The organism is Marinobacter bryozoorum (genome assembly GCF_023156245.1).
Classification (GTDB): Bacteria; Pseudomonadota; Gammaproteobacteria; order Pseudomonadales; family Oleiphilaceae; genus Marinobacter; species Marinobacter bryozoorum.
In genome coordinates, this window is sequence record NZ_JAKZAH010000002.1 from 220,473 (window position 1) to 236,562 (window position 16,090).

Below are 16,090 nucleotides of genomic sequence, written 5' to 3' on the forward strand. Positions count from 1 at the left end.
AAATTCATCCGTCAAATGACGCATAGAACGACACATAAACCGGAAAACCCTCGTCACACTGCGTCAGCAGCGGCTCTGCGGTGAATGTGAAAAATTCTTTATTCCCCGCCATAATGGCGCGCTGGCACACTATCATCCCGGCAACCCCCGGCCCGGCAGGAGTTCCAAACCATGGCGATCAACTGGTTTCCAGGCCATATGCACAAGGCCCGCAAGGAGATCAAGCAGGTCATGCCGCAAATGGACCTGATTATCGAGGTCCTGGATGCCCGCATTCCGTTCAGCAGTGAAAACCCCATGGTGCCAGCACTGAGGGGAGACACACCGGTCATCAAGGTGCTCAACAAGCGGGACCTGGCAGACCCGGACGTCACTGCACAGTGGCAGCACTGGCTTGAGAGGGAAAAGGGCATCCGTGCGGTCACCCTGACTCACAATCACCGTAACGAAGCACTGGACATTCTGCGCCTGGCCCAGGAGATGGTACCGGATTCCATTCGCGACACCCGGGCCCTACGCATCATGATCCTGGGCATCCCCAACGTGGGCAAGTCTACCCTGATCAATACCCTTGCCGGGCGTCCGGTGGCGAAAACCGGGAACGAACCGGCGGTCACCCGGGCCCAGCAGGCCATCAAGCTGCCGGATAATATCCTGTTGTATGATACGCCCGGCTTTCTGTGGCCCAAGCTGACCCCGGAAGAGTGCGGCTACCGGCTGGCTGTAACCGGGGCCATCCGGGCAGCCGTTATCGAGTTCGAGGATGTGGCTCTGTTCGCAGCAGACTACCTGCTGCAAGCCTACCCTGACCGGGTTTGTGAGCGCTATGGCCTCGAGAGCAAGCCTGCCGATGGCCTCGCCCTGATGGATGCCATCGCAGCGAAGCGCCGTTTTTTCGCCCGCGGAGGCATCCCGGACCTGCACAAGGTTTCTGAAATACTGCTGAACGAATTGAGGGCTGGCACCCTGGGGGCCGTTTCACTGGAGACACCGGCCATGGTTGAAGCCGAGCAGGCCCGCGAGGCGGCCCGCCTGGAGCAGGAGCAGGCCCAGGAGCCGGGGCGCAAGAAAAAAGGCAGGCGCAGGAACGGCAACACCTGACGAAGGTCAAATATCAATCCTTCGCCATATTACCTAAACTTCGCACCAAATCTGAACAGGCGGGTTTGAGCAGTACCCGCCGGGAATGAACAGCAGGGCGACGCTTCCATACCCGGAAGCCGCCCGATATCAAGGAGAACCATATGAGACGGGTTGTGGTAACCGGCATGGGCATTGTGTCCTGCCTTGGCAACTCCACCGACGAAGTCACCGCCAGCCTCCAGCAGGGCAAGTCCGGCATCCGCTTCAACGAAACCTACAAGGAGCTGGGTTTCCGCAGCCAGATCTGTGGCATGGTCGACGTGGATACGTCCGTTATCGATCGCAAGATTCGCCGGTTTATGGGCGAATCAGCCATGTACGCCTACCTGTCCATGGAGCAGGCCATCGCTGATTCCGGCCTGACGCCGGAGATGGTCTCCAATGACCGCACCGGCCTGATCGCCGGCTCTGGTGGCGCTTCCTGCTCCAACCAGGTGGAAGCGGTCGACATCATGCGGGAAAAAGGCGTTAAACGCATTGGAGCCTTCATGGTTCCCCGTATTATGACCTCTACCGTGTCAGCCTGCCTGGCCACCGCCTACAAGATTCGTGGCGTTAACTACTCCATGTCATCCGCCTGTGCCACCAGCGCCCACTGTATTGGCCACGCCATGGAACAGATCCAGAACGGCAAACAGGACATCGTGTTCGCCGGTGGCGGCGAGGAAGAGGACTGGAGCCTGACCATGCTGTTCGACGCCATGGGCGCGCTCTCCTTTAAATACAACGACACGCCGGAAGCGGCCTCCCGCCCCTTCGACAGCGGGCGAGATGGCTTTGTCATCGCCGGCGGTGGCGGCATGCTGGTGCTTGAGGAGCTGGAGCACGCCCGCAAGCGGGGCGCCAACATCATTGCCGAACTGACCGGCTATGGCGCCACCTCCGACGGCTATGACATGGTGGCACCGTCCGGCGAAGGCGCTGCCCGCTGCATGCACCAGGCGATGGCAACGGTTGATGGCGATATTGACTACATCAACGCCCATGGCACCAGCACGCCGGTAGGCGACGTGGCTGAAATGCAAGCCGTGCGCAACGTGTTTGGCGACAAGGTTCCGACAATCTCGTCCACCAAGTCCCTGACCGGCCACTCCCTGGGCGCCACCGGCGTACAGGAAGCCATCTACTCACTGTTGATGCTGCAGAAGGGCTTTGTGGCGGGCACCGCCAACCTGGAGAATCCGGATGAGGAACTGGCAGGCATGCCCATCGTCGGCCCGGCATCGCAGCAAGCCGAACTGAACCATGTGATGTCCAACAGCTTTGGTTTCGGGGGCACCAACGCGTCCCTCATTTTCAGCCGCCTGGACTGAACGCCCGGCCCCCGCCTTAATGGCCGGGGGCCGGATTTCCGATTAAATAAGGGCGCTAACCATTGGCAAATGAGCTCGGGCGTATTATCGTGTGATTGATATGAATCAACCAGGGTTATCATGAGTCAGTCCATCCCCGTCAATCAGATGTCGTCGATTTCCAAGTCATCCTGCCAGCGCTGCAGCCTGAGCAACCTCTGCCTGCCGCTGGCACTGGACAGTACCGACATGAACCGCCTGGACGAGGTGGTAAATCGTGACCGCATCTTTAACCGGGGTGAGCAGGTATTTACCCAGAGCACGCCCTTCCGCTCCTGTTATGCGGTGAAAAGCGGCGCCATCAAGACGTCCGTGATTACCGAATCGGGGGATGAGCAGATCACCGGCTTTTTCATGCCCGGTGAACTGGTGGGCCTGGACAGCATGAGTGACGAGATCCATGCCTCGACAGCCAAGGCACTGGAGCGCACCAGCGTCTGCGAAATTCCCGTGGAGCAGCTCGAGAACCTGGCCAACACCCTGCCCGGCCTGCAGCACCACATGTTCCACCTGATGAGCCAGGAAATCCGCAACAGCCATCAGCTGTCGGTGCTACTGAGCAAGAACACGGCGGAAGAGCGCATTGCCGCGCTGCTGCTTTCCCTGTCCAGCCGCTTCCAGCGCCGCAAGCTGTCACCGACCCACTTCAACCTGCCCATGGCCCGCAATGACATCGCCAACTTCCTGGGCCTGGCGGTAGAGACCGTCAGCCGGGTGTTCACCCGTTTCCAGAATCAGGGGCTGATCCGCGCCAAGGGGCGCGATATCGAGCTAGTCGACCTTGAGGCCCTTCAGACCATGGCCCTGGGTAACGCCCAGCCCTGACAGGGCAAGCTCGTCCTCAAGGGCAGCGCGCCAGGGCGACTGTTTGACGCCGAATGTGTTGCGGATCTTGGTGGATACCAGGGTGGCATTCTCCGGCTCGACAGCGGCCCACGCCGGCAGTTCGTCCACCACGTGCACTGCTCTCTCCCCACCTTTTCCATTGAGCTCAGGCATATCGGCCAGGGCAAGGCCGAGATCATACTGACTGACCTCCTCAGCGCCTGCGTACTGGTAGGTCCCCCAGACTTCCGCACCGCAGTCCAGCTGCAGCACCACCGCCCGCAGCACCCGCGCCAGGTCACTGGTGGTTACCGGTTGCCCGTGATGACGGCCAGACAGGCGTAACGGCTCTTTCGCCACCGCCGCCTGGTGCACCTTGCGGATAAACCGTTGCAGCCCCCACCCGGTGCGTACAAGGATATGCCGGGGTAACACGGTGCGCATGACCTGTTCGCATTCCCACTGCCAGATACCCAGCTGGCCAATGGGATTGCCCGGGTTGGACGACAGGTAGGCGCTTTGCTTGCGACCGTCAAATACATAGGAGGTGGACAACTGCAACAGGATCATGTCGTTGGCGGCGGCATGCTCCGCCAGGGCCATGGGCAACGAAAAGGCCTTGGTGCGGGCCAGCTCCGGGTCGGCCTCGGCGGCTTCCGGGTCCGTCAGCCACATGGCGTTGACGATGAGGTCGGTGGTGCGGGGCACCCATTGCTCCACGCCTGACAGATCAAGGTCTGACAGATCGCTGATCAGCAAGGGGGTCACGTCAAGGTGGGTGCTCCCCAACTGCTTCAGTAACAGCCGGGCCAGCACACCGTTGTCATGGACTACCAGAACATTCACAAATCAGATCCTGTGTTCACAGACGTGGACGCCCCGGTTTCAACCCGGGGTACTCGGCGGGTGACTCCGGTCAGCAACTCATAGCTGATCGTACCGGCGCAGGCCGCCACTTCATCAACGGGGATATGCTCACCCCAGAGCTCCACCGTATCGCCAATGGTTGCCGCGGGTATATCGCCCAGGTCAACCGCCAGCATGTCCATGGAAACCCGGCCGATTAACGGTGCCCGGGTACCCCGGATCCATACCGGCGTGCCATTCACCGCATGACGGGGATAGCCATCGCCGTAACCGATACACACCATACCCATGCGGGTGGGCCGGGTAGCTCGCCAGGTTTCGCCATAGCCAACGGCATCGCCGGTCGCCAGCTCCCGGGTGGCAATCAGCCGCGATTCCAGGGTCATCACAGCCTTTAAGCCCAGTTCCGGTCCGTAACGTTCCAGCATGGGAGAACCCCCGTAAACCATGATGCCGGGCCGGGTACGGTCAAACAGGGGCTGGCCGGGCCTGAAATGCGCCGCAGAGTTGGCCACACTCCGCACAATGTCTCCCAGCCCCGTCGTAGACCGGTCAAACACCTCTGTCTGCTGTGCGGTGCCCTGGCTCTGCTCATCGTCGGCACAGGCAAAGTGAGTCATTACACCGGCAACCCTGATACCTGCCTGAGCCAGTTGCTCCCGCACCCTGCCCAGGTCCGCCGGCGCGAACCCCAGGCGATTCATGCCGGAGTTGACCTTGAGCCAGACCTCCGGGCGACCGTGGCCGGCTTTCAGCCAGTCCAGCTGATGGGGTGAATGGACCACGACCGTAAAATTCTCGGCCTCGGAAATGCGCAGATCATCCGCCTCATGAACCCCCTGCATCAACAGGACGGGCTGGGACAGACCAGCCGCTCTCAGCACAGCCGCCTCTTCCAGGCAGGCGACTGCATAGTAGTCGGTATCACCGGAGAGCGCCCGTGCTACACGCTCGATACCATGCCCGTAGCCGTCCGCCTTGACCACCGCCATGGCACGAGCCGGGGCTGCCCGCTCTTTCGCGATACGGAAGTTATGGCGCAGGTTGTCCAGGTGTATACGGGCAACGGTGGCTCGCGGCATCAGTAATCCCCGCCGTAACTGCCGTGGGCCAGGTCTTCGAACTTGGTGTACTTGCCAATAAAGGCGAGGCGCACGGTACCAATGGGGCCATTCCGTTGCTTGCCGATGATAATCTCGGCAATGCCCTTGTCCTGGGTATCCTCGTTATAGACCTCATCCCGGTACACGAACATGATCACGTCTGCATCCTGCTCAATAGCGCCGGATTCCCGCAGGTCCGAGTTTACCGGTCGCTTGTTGGGCCGCTGCTCCAGGCTACGATTCAACTGCGACAGGGCGACCACCGGGCAGCTGAGTTCCTTGGCCAGGCCTTTCAGGGACCGGGAGATCTCGGAGATCTCGGCCGTCCGCCCCTCGGTGTTACCCGGTACCCGCATCAGCTGCAGATAGTCCACCATGATCAGGCTGAGCTTGCCACCGTTCTCCCGGGCGATACGGCGGGCACGGGAGCGCATCTCGGTGGGGCTGAGGCCGGGGGTATCGTCAATATAGAGAGGCTTGTCCTTCAACAAACTGACGGCGGACGTGAGCCTCGGCCAGTCCTCCTCCTCCAGCTTGCCGCTGCGCATACGGGTCTGGTCGATTCGCCCGAGCGACGACAGCATACGCATGACGATCGAGTCCGCCGGCATTTCCATACTGAACACCAGGATGGGCTCCCCGGAAGACAACAGGGCGTTTTCCACGATATTCATGGCAAAGGTGGTCTTACCCATGGAAGGACGACCCGCCACGATAATCAGGTCCGCCGGCTGCATACCGGAAGTCCACTCATCCAGGTCGGTAAAGCCAGTGGTCAGACCGGTCACCTTCTCCCCGGACTCGAACAGCTCTTCGATGCGGGTCAGCGCCTGGGTAAGAATGGGGTTAATGGCCTTCGGGCCTGAGCCTTCCTTGGTGCGGGACTCGGCGATACGAAACACATTGCGCTCGGCCTCATCCAGGAGATCGGAGCTGGTCCGGCCCTGGGGGTTGAAGGCCGAGTCCACGATGCCTCCGGAAACCTCGATCAGCTGCCGCAGAATGGAGCGCTCGGCCACGATCTGGGCATAGGCGCGAATGTTCGCCGCGCTGGGGGTCTTTTCCGCCAGCTCCGCCAGGTAGGAAAGGCCACCGGCGTCTTCAATATCCCCGGCCCTTTCCAGGTACTCTGCCAGGGTAACCACATCGAGTGGTTCGCTCTCGGAGGCGAGGCGCTCGACAGCGGCATAGATCAGGCGATGATCCTGGCGATAGAAGTCACCGGCGGTCACCACCTCGGATACTTCATCAAAGCGCCGGTTATCCAGCATCAGGCCACCCAGTACGGCCTGCTCGGCTTCCACGGAATGGGGAGGAATCTTTACCCTGGAGGTTTCCAGATCACTGCTGGACGCCTTGAAACTGCTGGTGGCCATGGACTTTCTCGGATACCGGAATACGAATGGAGTCACCCGGGCCGGCCCTGGATTTCGGAGCAGGCGGGGATATTCAAGGATACCAGAAACACACAGGCCCGGAAGCTGCCTGAGCAGTCCGGGCCTGTGAAACTGAGAACCCCGTGGACTGGCAGCGCCGTCCACAGGGCCTCACTTCATGACGGACTCGGAGTTCAGTCGGCGACAACCGCCAGCTGAACGGTGACAGTCACGTCAGAATGCAGCTGAAGCTCGATTTCGTACTCACCGGTAACCCGGATCGGGCCTTCCGGCAGACGAACTTCGCTCTTCTCGACTTCAGTGCCGCCAGCAGTGATGGCGTCAGAGATGTCGCGAACACCGATAGAACCGAACAGCTTGCCTTCGTCACCGGCCTTGGAGCTGATAGTGAAGGACTGACCTTCCAGCGCCTCGGCACGGGACTGGGCAGCAGCCAGCTTGTCGGCGGCAGCCTTTTCCAGTTCTGCACGGCGCTCTTCGAACGCCTGCAGGTTTTCGGTGGTCGCTGCTACGGCCTTGCCGTAAGGCAGCAGGTAGTTACGGCCATAGCCGGACTTGACCTTGACCTTGTCACCCAGGGAACCCAGGTTTGCCACTTTTTCGAGCAGAATAACTTCCATCTCGTTAACCTCTTCGTGCTTTATTCAGCCGGACCGGCAGGCTTTATACGGCCCCGGATATCCAGCCAGCTATCCACAATTGCCAACAGCATCAACAACAAACTGATCGTAAAACCCTGAACCACAAGCAAGGCGTAGAACACCACGAGCCACAGGTTACTGGCGTTCCTGCGACCGACCACACCATGTACCAGCGCGATACCAGCCACCAGCAGCGGCAGACCGGCCACCCAGCCCAGCAGCATCGGATTGATTCCGATGACCGGGGCCACCAGCAGCAACAACACACACAGTGCCGCTACGCCGCGTGACAGACGGAAGCCGTGAAACTCACGGCGGAAACCGCCCGGGTTATACAGTGCGGCCTGCCAGTACCTGGACAGCATCGCCACCGCGACAGCCATGCCCAGATAGGAGCCCGGCATAAGACCCTCCACCATACTGCGAAGGGCCGGCTCAAGCTCGCCGCCCAGCTGCTGCGCCATGTCCGGATACGCCCACTCATAAAGACTCATGAACGCTTCGGTCACTTGCTGCAGCATGCCGGAAAACAGCACCGGCAACGCCAGGCCGATGACCAGCCCGAGTCCGGAGCCTGCCAGCAGGCTCTTCTCCCAGGACACGGTACTGCGAAGTACCGCGGTCATCAGAAATACCAGCAACAACACCGATATGACTGTCGGCTCATTGCCAATCCAGGCCCAGCCCAGGGCCGGCAACAGCGCCCAGAGGGCAACATTGAGCCCCTGGGTAACCCCCAGGCGGAGTATGACCAGGCCAACAACCGCTGCGCCTATCCATGACAGATAGGGTATCGCGGTTGCAAGGGCAGCAACGCCGCCCGCTTGCAGGGGACCGCGCATTACATACTGTGCCAGTGCACGCATGGTCCCGGGTCCTGTACGATCTTAGTTGTCGTGGCTGTCCGAGTACGGCAGCAGGGCCAGGTAACGAGCGCGCTTGATGGCGGTCGCCAGCTGACGCTGATAACGGGCCTTGGTGCCGGTGATACGGCTGGGCACGATCTTGCCGGTTTCAGTGATGTAACCTTTCAGGGTGTCCAGATCCTTGTAATCGATCTCTTTGACACCTTCTGCCGTGAAGCGGCAGAACTTACGACGTCTGAAAAAACGAGCCATTGATAAACTCCTCAACTCCGGATGGGGTGATTACTCTTCTTCGTCCTGGGACTTTTCCTCACGACGCTCACTGTTCTCAGTGGTGCGACGCGGACGGTCGTCGGAACGACGATCTTCCCGGGACTCAGCTGCCTTCATCGGAGACATTTCTGTGTCCGGACCATCACGACGGATCACCAGGTCACGGATGATCGCATCGTTGAAACGGAAGTTGTGAGCCAGCTCGTCCAGTGCGGCCTGTGAACATTCAACGTTCATCAGGACGTAGTGAGCCTTGTGGATCTTGTTGATCGGGTAGGCCAGGTGACGGCGCCCCCAATCCTCAAGACGGTGAATCTGACCGCCATCATCGGTGATGAGGCCGGTGTAACGCTCGATCATCGCGGGCACTTGCTCGCTCTGATCGGGATGCACCATGAATACGATTTCGTAGTGACGCATGTTTTCTCCCTACGGTTTGAACAGCCTCCAGCAGGTGTATCCGCTCTGCAGGAAGCAAGGAGTTGGCAGCTGGTGCCTGTAAACACAGGCGCCTGAACTGCCGATTTTGGGGATTTGTCAGTAAAATCCGCAAGATAATGCAGATTTCAGACAACAAAACCCCGCCCCTTGAAAAAAGGGGTGACGCATTCTATGCCCATGGGGGATTCGTTGCAAGCTATCCGGCGCCCTGACGCTGGCGCACAGCCTCGTAGAGGCAGACCCCGGTCGCAACCGACACATTGAGACTGTCCACCAGGCCGTGCATGGGGATCTTGATCAAGTGATCACAGTGCTCGCGGGTGAGGCGCCGCATGCCCTTACCTTCGGCACCCATCACCAGGCCAACAGGTCCCTTGAAATCCGCCTGGTACAGGGAGACCCCAGCCTCGCCGGCCGTGCCGATCAGCCAGACACCCTGCTCCTGCAAGGTGCGCAGGCAGCGCGCCAGGTTGGTGACCCGCACAAAGGGGATGGTTTCCGCGGCGCCGCAGGCAACCTTGCGCGCGATGGGGTTGAGCGTGGCGGATTTGTCTTTCGGTACGATCACCGCCGCCACTCCCGCCCCATCGGCGGTGCGCATGCACGCGCCGAGATTGTGAGGATCGGTCACACCATCCAGGATGAGCAGCAGCGGCGGCTCCGACCGGCCCGCCAGCATCCGGTAAAGATCATCCTCGGTCCACTCCCGGCTCTCGCTGACCTGGGCCACGACTCCCTGATGGGCACCGGAAACCCGGGCATCCAGCTCCTTGCGATGCACTACCTGCCAGCGCACCCCGAGCTGATCCAGTCCTTCGGTAATCTGCCTGACCCGGCGATCCTGCCGACCCTGCTGAATCCAGACCTGCTGCAGTCGCTCCGGCTCCTTTTTCAGAACCGCGTCCACCGCATGCCAGCCAAAGACAAATTCTTCCGACACGTCGTCTTTCCTTCCCGGTTATCGGCTGGCGCCGGTTTTCTTGCGACCGCCGCCCCTGCGACCTGGGCCCTTGCCCGAGGCGGACTTGCTATCATCACCCCGCTTTCCCGACGACTTCCTGGAAGCCTCCCGGGACGCTTCCGCCGCTAACTGATCCTTGGCGGAAGGCTTGCGGGAACGGGAGCGGCCCTTGCCACCCTTGCCGGCCTTGCTGTCCCCGGCCTGGTGCTCTGCAGCCTTGCCTTTCGCACTACTAGCTCCGCCCTTACCGGACGCCTTGCGACCACCGGACCGCCGGCTTGGTTCACTGACCAGCTCCAGGTCAATCTTGCGATCATCCAGGTCCACCCGAACAACCTGCACCCGCACTTCATCACCCAGGCGGAAACTGGTCGCCGTCCGCTCGCCCACCAGGCGATGCTTGGCAGAGTCATGGTGGTAGTAATCCCCACCCAGGGTAGAAATGTGCACCAGACCTTCTATATAGATGCCCTCCAGCTCGACAAAGAAACCAAAAGGCACCACCGCGGCGATAACACCGTCGAAGGTCTCACCCACATGCTCCCGCAGGAACTCGCACTTGAGCCACGCCATCACGTCCCGGGTGGCGTCATCCGCCCGGCGCTCGGTCATGGAGCAGTGCTCACCCAGCTGGACCATCCGGGCCTGGTCATAGGGGTATTCCGCCAGCTCCGGATCACGCCTGGGCGGCGGCTCTACGTCCTTGACCGGCTCGTCACGATGCACAACGGACTTTATAGCCCGGTGCACGATCAGGTCCGGGTACCGACGAATCGGCGAGGTAAAGTGAGCATAGCTGGAGTAACCCAGCCCGAAGTGGCCACTTTCTTCCGGGCTATAGACCGCCTGGCTCAGGGACCTCAGCATCACCATCTGGATCACATGGGCATCAGGCCGGTCCTTGATACTGTTGAGCAACTCCTGGTAATCCGCCGAGGTTGGCTTGTCGCCACCACCGAGTTGCAGACCCAGCTCACCCAGGAACAGGCGCACCGCCTGCAGCCGCTCTTCGGACGGGCCGTCGTGCACCCGGTACAGGGCCGGCATCCTGTACTTCTTCAGGAAGCGCGCCGTGGCCACGTTGGCGCAGAGCATGCACTCCTCAACGATCTTGTGCGCGTCGTTACGCTGTACCGGAACAATCTCCTCAATCTTGCGATTGGCATCGAAGATGACCCGGGTTTCGGTGGTTTCAAAGTCGATCGCGCCACGCTCTGTGCGAGCCTTGCGCAGCAGTTTATACAGTCCGTAAAGGTCATGCAGCTGAGGCAGGATATCGGAATACAGCTGGCACAGGCTGATGCCGTTCTCGGTATCCGGATGCTCCAGCATCTTGCTGACCTTGGTGTAGGTCAGGCGCGCATGGCTGTGCATTACGGCCTGGTAAAACTTGTAGCCACTGATACGACCAGAGGCACTGACCGTCACATCTGCCACCATGCAGAGTCGATCAACCCCCGGGTTCAGGGAACACAGCCCGTTGGAGAGCTTCTCCGGCAACATGGGCACCACATGGTCCGGGAAGTACACCGAGGTCCCCCGGTTTATGGCCTCCTCGTCCAGTGGCGAGCCCGGCCGGACATAGTGGGACACGTCTGCAATGGCCACCAGCAAACGGTAACCGCCCCGGGGACGGCGCTCACAATAGAGGGCATCGTCAAAGTCCCGCGCTGTCTCATCATCGATAGTGACCAGCGGCAGGTGCCGGATATCCACCCGGTTTTCCTTGTCCTCCGGCTTTACCTCATCGGCAATCGCAGCGGCCTGGTGCCCCACTTCCGGCGGCCAGGCGTGGGGAATATCGTAGGAGCGGATGGCCACATCGATTTCCATACCTGGCGCCATGTGCTCGCCCAACACTTCCACCACCCGGCCGGTGGGCTTGGTACGCTGGGTTGGCTGACGCACGATATCCACCACCACATACTGCCCGTGGCGAGCCTTGCCGCAATCTTCCTCGGCAATCATGATCTCGTTATTGATGCGGGGGTTCTCCGGCACGATAAAGGAGATGCCGCTTTCCCGGAACAACCGGCCAACCGTCTGAGTGGTGCGGTGCTCAAGCACCTCAACGACCTTTCCTTCCCGCCGACCACGGTCATCCACACTTTCTACCCGTGCAGCCACGCGGTCGCCATGAAAGACCTGGCGCATCTGGCGGGCACTGAGGAACAGATCGGAGCCCCCATCGTCCGGCATCAGGAAGCCAAAGCCATCCTTGTGCCCGGACACCCGGCCGGTGACCAGGTCGGCCTCATCAATGGGCAGGTAACGCCCCTTACGGTTACAGATCATCTGCCCGTCACGACACATGGCGATCAGCCGGCGGCGCAGGGCTTCAATGCCCTCCTCGCTGGTCTGGCCAAGTTCCTCGCACAGGGTCTCGTGGGTCGCGGGCGCCCCCCGCTGGCGAAGATGCTCGAGAATGAATTCCCGGCTCTGTATCGGGTTATCGTATTTCTGTGCTTCGCGATCCGCATGGGGATCGCGCGGCTCTTTCCTGGAAACCATGGTTTCTCTCTTTCCTCTGGTTATAGGCGGCATACGCCAGCCCAACCAGGTCCGGGCGCGCCCGTCTGACGTCCGGTTAATTCGGCAACGCTCTGCCCATGACACGGTCAAAGCACTGTCGAATTACCCGGACCAGACAGCACCTGGCGCACCGGATCTGGCATGAATGTACCGGGAGTATAACGCCCAGCCCCCGCCCCGGCCTAACAAAGCCGGGAAATAGCCTTAAGGGATCATCCCTACGCACTGTGATTTTTTTATGAATTCACCCGAAAAAATGTTTGACAGCTCCGAATCGAATCATTAAAGTACGCGCCATCGGTTGAGGCGACAAGCCGAAGCCAGCAACCAAAGGCTTGAATTCGAAAAAGAATTCAGTAATATAGCCAGAAGTTGTAGTCACCTGCCGAGGTGGTGAAATTGGTAGACACGCTAGCTTCAGGTGCTAGTGGGGGCAACCCCGTGGAGGTTCAAGTCCTCTCCTCGGCACCATTTCTTTCCCCAGGAAATGGTCTAATCTGTCGTTTTACTCATAAGCATTCCGATCCGGAAACTATATCCTTCTCCCCGCCTATCTGATTGATCCTGTCAAAGCCTAAGCGTTCTTGGCCTGAAACTGAAACCAGTTATTAATCAGCTCCTTACGGGAAAACGCTCAGTCATGGAAACGTTATGCTTCCAGATTTCCCACTCAATTCGCGCAAATTGAGGAAGTAAATTGCTTCAGGAAGCCATGGCGTCATTAGCCTCACCCCACAACGACGCAAGAACCTCTACGCGAATCCTCGACATTTCTGCCATTGAATGACGCTTCTGTAGATCTTCCGGAAGATGGCTAGTGACATTTTTCCAAGATGGCGCTTCTCCTTCTTCAATGGTTGTAAGGACAGCCGCCTGAATTGCCTCTCTCAACTGCTCTGAGCGCGTCAAGCTGAGGCCGTCCCGATACTCTTTGTAGAGATCTGAGACCCGCCGAACCTTCATGCCGAATAGGGACTCAAGGTAACCGACGGAGACGCCGAGAGAGGACGCTATCTTCGATCTTGAGTGTGGGATCATTTCTCCGTTCAGAATGGCATCCAGATAACGATTGATCTGCTCAATCGAATGCGCTCGCCTGAGCTGTTTAAGAGACGGCTCTTCTTTACCAAGAACCTCCCCGTCAACGACTCGAAGCTCGCCTCGCGGGCAGGTCTTAATGTTCTTTCGGTTGGGACGGAGTCGCCGATGCTTAGTTCGTTTTTGTGCCTCGATTACTCCGATTCTACCTACAAGAATATCAGCCCATGGCAGTCCAAAATGCCCAAAGACTTTCTCCACGCTGGATATAGCCGGCTTGGTCTCTCCGCTTAACCAGAGCTCCATGCAATGGCGATCAATTTTCAGATAACGAGCTAAACGCGGTACGCCCTCATCGGAAAACAGCAGAACCAGTCGACTTAGCTCTGATATCAGGTGCTCTTCTGACACTTCAGGCGGCGGCTGGTTGAGCCCGGACACCAGAGAGCAAAAAACCAGGCTCTCCTCGTACTCCTCCTCTCCACAAACCACATGAAAACTTTCCGATAAGGATTTTTGACAGTGGTGGCAGTATCCAACGGGCACCTTCGTCGACAGATAAGGCTGAGATTCAAGGCAGTGATGGCAGAAATCCCTCAACTTGCATTTATGCTCTGAGCAATGCGACACACGCTCCAGGCTCCACGCCAGTCGATCGAATCTCTCTCCCGATGAGTCGTCTTCGTGATAACACTTCGGACACCATTGTTTTTTCTTTCTGATCAAACCTCGAGCACTGTGATCAACATAATCATGGAGATGCACCAGTGTCATCGCAGCAACAGTCTCAACAGGTAGGCCGACCAGTTCGGAGACCTTCTGCGCAATGGCTCCAGACTTGCTCGTCAACGAATTGAAACAGGTCGCAACTTCAGATTTGAGAAACCCTGAAGACTTGCCAACATCAATCGTTGAACTGATTAGCAATGCGGGTTTTACCGAGTGGTGCCAGGCGATGCGTCCCACATAAGAAGTGAGGGATTCTGTCATTTCGCCCTCGCCTCTGGGCGCTATGGCGCGGAAGGTACTCCTTGGATGAGCGCATAGGTACTCTTCATGATACATGGACTGGATCCCTCCCTGGCTTCCGAACACCTGGCAGCTGTCCCTTTGAACGACCACGTTTCGATTTCTGTTCCACTGCGCCGGACATCTGAGAAGCACCGAGCAATTCGCGCCGAACCTCCTCTAGGTCTGGTTGACAGAAACTGTCTTCACCCTCCCTGATTTCCTCAACCATCCGTTTTATCGCTTTAAGCGGATGCATCGTGGCCTCAAAATGAGCCTGACTGAGGCTGTTAGCATCGGAGGCGAGCGCTCGCTTCATTGCTCGGTAGACCCAATCTTTCAAAATACCCACGCAGCCACAGCAGCCGATATAAAAATACTCGAGATTGGGCTTCAACAACCTCTCATCAAGATTCATCGGCACATGGGCCAAAAGGCCGCTGTAGGCGTTGAAAAAAGACTGCTGATCGAGCTCAGAGCTGAAATCGTACCTGGGGAACTGTATGTAACTGGTGACCCGATTCATCTGGGCGCTCCAATCCATCATAAAGCAGAGCTCATAGGTTCCAATGCCGACCAGCGTGCAACCGGTGCGCGAAGAAATGGACTTTAAAACGTCATAATACTGCTCGACCTTCCCAATACCGTGTTTAAAGAGATGCTGCAATTCATCCAGGATCAGTACTTGAGTCTTCCGGTCCTTGATGGCCTGTTCCATTTCGGTTCGTAGCCGAGCCACCGACATGTGCCCACCGGTCATGACATGACCTAGTTGGTGGTCTGTCGACGTTTTAATTTTAGATTTCTGATCGACCAAGGGTTCTCTCAGAGCAACCAGAACTTGCCGGTACAATTCTTTCCAATCGAAAGCGGCCTGCGATTCCATCCGAAGTTCAACACAAACGCAGGGAATGCATCCGGGATCTTCGTGCCACTGCGGCACCAGCTCGCGGTATACATAGTCAGTCAAGCGCTTTGCTAGCGTTGTCTTTCCAACACCAGTAGGACCCGCCGCGATGATCATGTGTTTGCCCGTCCTTTCCTGCAGTGCAGTCACGGAATCCTGAAACACACCACTCAACTTGTCGTGTCGAAGCACGAAGCCTGAGTCAAAATAAGCGCAACGAATCTCATCACTGGCCTCGAATAAATCTGGTCGCACCTTTGTCTGGGGATGCCGCATCAAAAATCCTCCGGAATTGCCGCTGAATAGTCGATCTGAAAGGACAAAATCTCTGAACCCAAGTCTGGTTCACTGGCGTGTTCGTGGGGTTTAGGCGTACTTTTTAAATCAGCTCTGGCCACTCCCTTTTTGTGATCGTGGAGTTGCTCCTGATCACGCGCCTGCTGGCTTATCGAGAGACTTTCTTCTGTCGACTGAACTCGCTCGAACAAGCCGGCGATCTGGCGCATGGTCTGGTTTCTTGACTGGGCAAAGTTGGCGGCTGTTTTCCGATGCTCTTCCAAAAGCACGTGTAACTCTCTTTCGGTTCGCCCCCGGAAGACTTCGTAATGACTGATCACACGACACTTGTGCCAGGTCTTATTTGCAAAGGCATAAACATGTGCGTATTCCGGCGAACGTGACCGGTCATTCCGGGGATCGTGACCGATTTGCACACGGCCATCACGCTGGAGTCGGT

Annotated in this window: 15 protein-coding genes and 1 tRNA gene; 4 read left to right on the forward strand and 12 right to left on the reverse strand. The window is 58.6% G+C overall.

Annotated features, from left to right (window positions below):
* Positions 1-171: 171 nt before the first annotated feature.
* From ylqF to fnr, 3 genes are all read left to right on the forward strand, one after another.
* Positions 172-1,101: a ribosome biogenesis GTPase YlqF gene (ylqF, locus tag MLC59_RS02260; RefSeq protein WP_248230503.1), complete on the forward strand. Its 930-nt coding sequence runs from the start codon at positions 172-174 to the stop codon at positions 1,099-1,101.
* 143 nt (positions 1,102-1,244) lie between these two features.
* Positions 1,245-2,456 (forward strand): beta-ketoacyl-ACP synthase I, encoded by a 1,212-nt coding sequence (fabB, locus tag MLC59_RS02265; RefSeq protein ID WP_248230504.1) that lies wholly within the window; start codon positions 1,245-1,247, stop codon positions 2,454-2,456.
* A 120-nt stretch (positions 2,457-2,576) separates the two neighbouring features.
* The gene (fnr, locus tag MLC59_RS02270) at positions 2,577-3,320 is read left to right on the forward strand and encodes a fumarate/nitrate reduction transcriptional regulator Fnr (protein WP_248230509.1); all 744 of its coding nucleotides are present in this window, start codon (positions 2,577-2,579) and stop codon (positions 3,318-3,320) included.
* On the opposite strand, the gene MLC59_RS02275 is transcribed toward fnr, so the two are convergent.
* The 9 genes from MLC59_RS02275 to rnr form a co-directional block, all read right to left on the reverse strand.
* The gene (locus MLC59_RS02275) at positions 3,267-4,166 is read right to left on the reverse strand and encodes an SDR family oxidoreductase (RefSeq protein WP_248230511.1); all 900 of its coding nucleotides are present in this window, start codon (positions 4,164-4,166) and stop codon (positions 3,267-3,269) included. The two genes, fnr and MLC59_RS02275, sit on opposite strands and share 54 nt — an antisense overlap.
* Complete coding sequence (gene alr, locus MLC59_RS02280) at positions 4,163-5,269, reverse strand: alanine racemase (RefSeq protein ID WP_248230513.1); 1,107 nt, start codon at positions 5,267-5,269, stop codon at positions 4,163-4,165. The genes MLC59_RS02275 and alr overlap by 4 nt, the downstream gene beginning before the upstream one ends.
* The gene (gene dnaB, locus MLC59_RS02285) at positions 5,269-6,666 is read right to left on the reverse strand and encodes a replicative DNA helicase (protein WP_248230515.1); all 1,398 of its coding nucleotides are present in this window, start codon (positions 6,664-6,666) and stop codon (positions 5,269-5,271) included. Before dnaB ends, alr begins: the two co-directional genes overlap by 1 nt.
* Before the next feature lie 194 nt (positions 6,667-6,860).
* On the reverse strand, positions 6,861-7,307 hold the full coding sequence (rplI, locus tag MLC59_RS02290; protein WP_248230516.1) for a 50S ribosomal protein L9: 447 nt from the start codon (positions 7,305-7,307) through the stop codon (positions 6,861-6,863).
* Positions 7,308-7,327: 20 nt separating this feature from the next.
* Positions 7,328-8,194 (reverse strand): YybS family protein, encoded by an 867-nt coding sequence (locus MLC59_RS02295; protein ID WP_248230518.1) that lies wholly within the window; start codon positions 8,192-8,194, stop codon positions 7,328-7,330.
* A 21-nt stretch (positions 8,195-8,215) separates the two neighbouring features.
* Positions 8,216-8,446: a 30S ribosomal protein S18 gene (rpsR, locus tag MLC59_RS02300; RefSeq protein ID WP_007154918.1), complete on the reverse strand. Its 231-nt coding sequence runs from the start codon at positions 8,444-8,446 to the stop codon at positions 8,216-8,218.
* A gap of 30 nt (positions 8,447-8,476) precedes the next feature.
* Positions 8,477-8,887, reverse strand: coding sequence for a 30S ribosomal protein S6 (gene rpsF / locus MLC59_RS02305; RefSeq protein WP_248230519.1), 411 nt, complete (start codon positions 8,885-8,887; stop codon positions 8,477-8,479).
* Between the two features lie 217 nt (positions 8,888-9,104).
* The gene (rlmB, locus tag MLC59_RS02310) at positions 9,105-9,848 is read right to left on the reverse strand and encodes a 23S rRNA (guanosine(2251)-2'-O)-methyltransferase RlmB (protein WP_248230521.1); all 744 of its coding nucleotides are present in this window, start codon (positions 9,846-9,848) and stop codon (positions 9,105-9,107) included.
* 18 nt (positions 9,849-9,866) lie between these two features.
* Positions 9,867-12,380 carry a ribonuclease R gene (gene rnr / locus MLC59_RS02315; RefSeq protein WP_248230523.1) on the reverse strand — a complete coding sequence of 838 codons (2,514 nt, stop codon included), beginning with the start codon at positions 12,378-12,380 and terminating at the stop codon, positions 9,867-9,869.
* 405 nt (positions 12,381-12,785) lie between these two features.
* Between rnr and MLC59_RS02320 the strand changes: the two genes are divergently transcribed.
* A tRNA-Leu gene (locus tag MLC59_RS02320) sits at positions 12,786-12,872 on the forward strand.
* 231 nt (positions 12,873-13,103) lie between these two features.
* On the opposite strand, the gene MLC59_RS02325 is transcribed toward MLC59_RS02320, so the two are convergent.
* The 3 genes from MLC59_RS02325 to MLC59_RS02335 form a co-directional block, all read right to left on the reverse strand.
* Complete coding sequence (locus tag MLC59_RS02325) at positions 13,104-14,429, reverse strand: TniQ family protein (protein ID WP_248230525.1); 1,326 nt, start codon at positions 14,427-14,429, stop codon at positions 13,104-13,106.
* A 64-nt stretch (positions 14,430-14,493) separates the two neighbouring features.
* Positions 14,494-15,630 (reverse strand): ATP-binding protein, encoded by a 1,137-nt coding sequence (locus MLC59_RS02330; RefSeq protein WP_248230527.1) that lies wholly within the window; start codon positions 15,628-15,630, stop codon positions 14,494-14,496.
* Positions 15,630-16,090 (reverse strand): hypothetical protein (locus tag MLC59_RS02335; RefSeq protein WP_248230529.1); only part of this gene is annotated, 461 nt, incomplete at its 5' end. The genes MLC59_RS02330 and MLC59_RS02335, both read right to left, overlap by 1 nt.

Coding starts and splice junctions, on each gene's coding strand:
- rnr (WP_248230523.1), bottom strand. CDS start 12,380: ATGGTTTCCAGGAAAGAGCCGCGCGATCCCCATGCGGATCGCGAAGCA.
- ylqF (WP_248230503.1), top strand. CDS start 172: ATGGCGATCAACTGGTTTCCAGGCCATATGCACAAGGCCCGCAAGGAG.
- alr (WP_248230513.1), bottom strand. CDS start 5,269: ATGCCGCGAGCCACCGTTGCCCGTATACACCTGGACAACCTGCGCCAT.
- fnr (WP_248230509.1), top strand. CDS start 2,577: ATGAGTCAGTCCATCCCCGTCAATCAGATGTCGTCGATTTCCAAGTCA.
- rplI (WP_248230516.1), bottom strand. CDS start 7,307: ATGGAAGTTATTCTGCTCGAAAAAGTGGCAAACCTGGGTTCCCTGGGT.
- rpsF (WP_248230519.1), bottom strand. CDS start 8,887: ATGCGTCACTACGAAATCGTATTCATGGTGCATCCCGATCAGAGCGAG.
- MLC59_RS02330 (WP_248230527.1), bottom strand. CDS start 15,630: ATGCGGCATCCCCAGACAAAGGTGCGACCAGATTTATTCGAGGCCAGT.
- rpsR (WP_007154918.1), bottom strand. CDS start 8,446: ATGGCTCGTTTTTTCAGACGTCGTAAGTTCTGCCGCTTCACGGCAGAA.
- MLC59_RS02295 (WP_248230518.1), bottom strand. CDS start 8,194: ATGCGTGCACTGGCACAGTATGTAATGCGCGGTCCCCTGCAAGCGGGC.
- fabB (WP_248230504.1), top strand. CDS start 1,245: ATGAGACGGGTTGTGGTAACCGGCATGGGCATTGTGTCCTGCCTTGGC.
- MLC59_RS02325 (WP_248230525.1), bottom strand. CDS start 14,429: ATGACAGAATCCCTCACTTCTTATGTGGGACGCATCGCCTGGCACCAC.
- dnaB (WP_248230515.1), bottom strand. CDS start 6,666: ATGGCCACCAGCAGTTTCAAGGCGTCCAGCAGTGATCTGGAAACCTCC.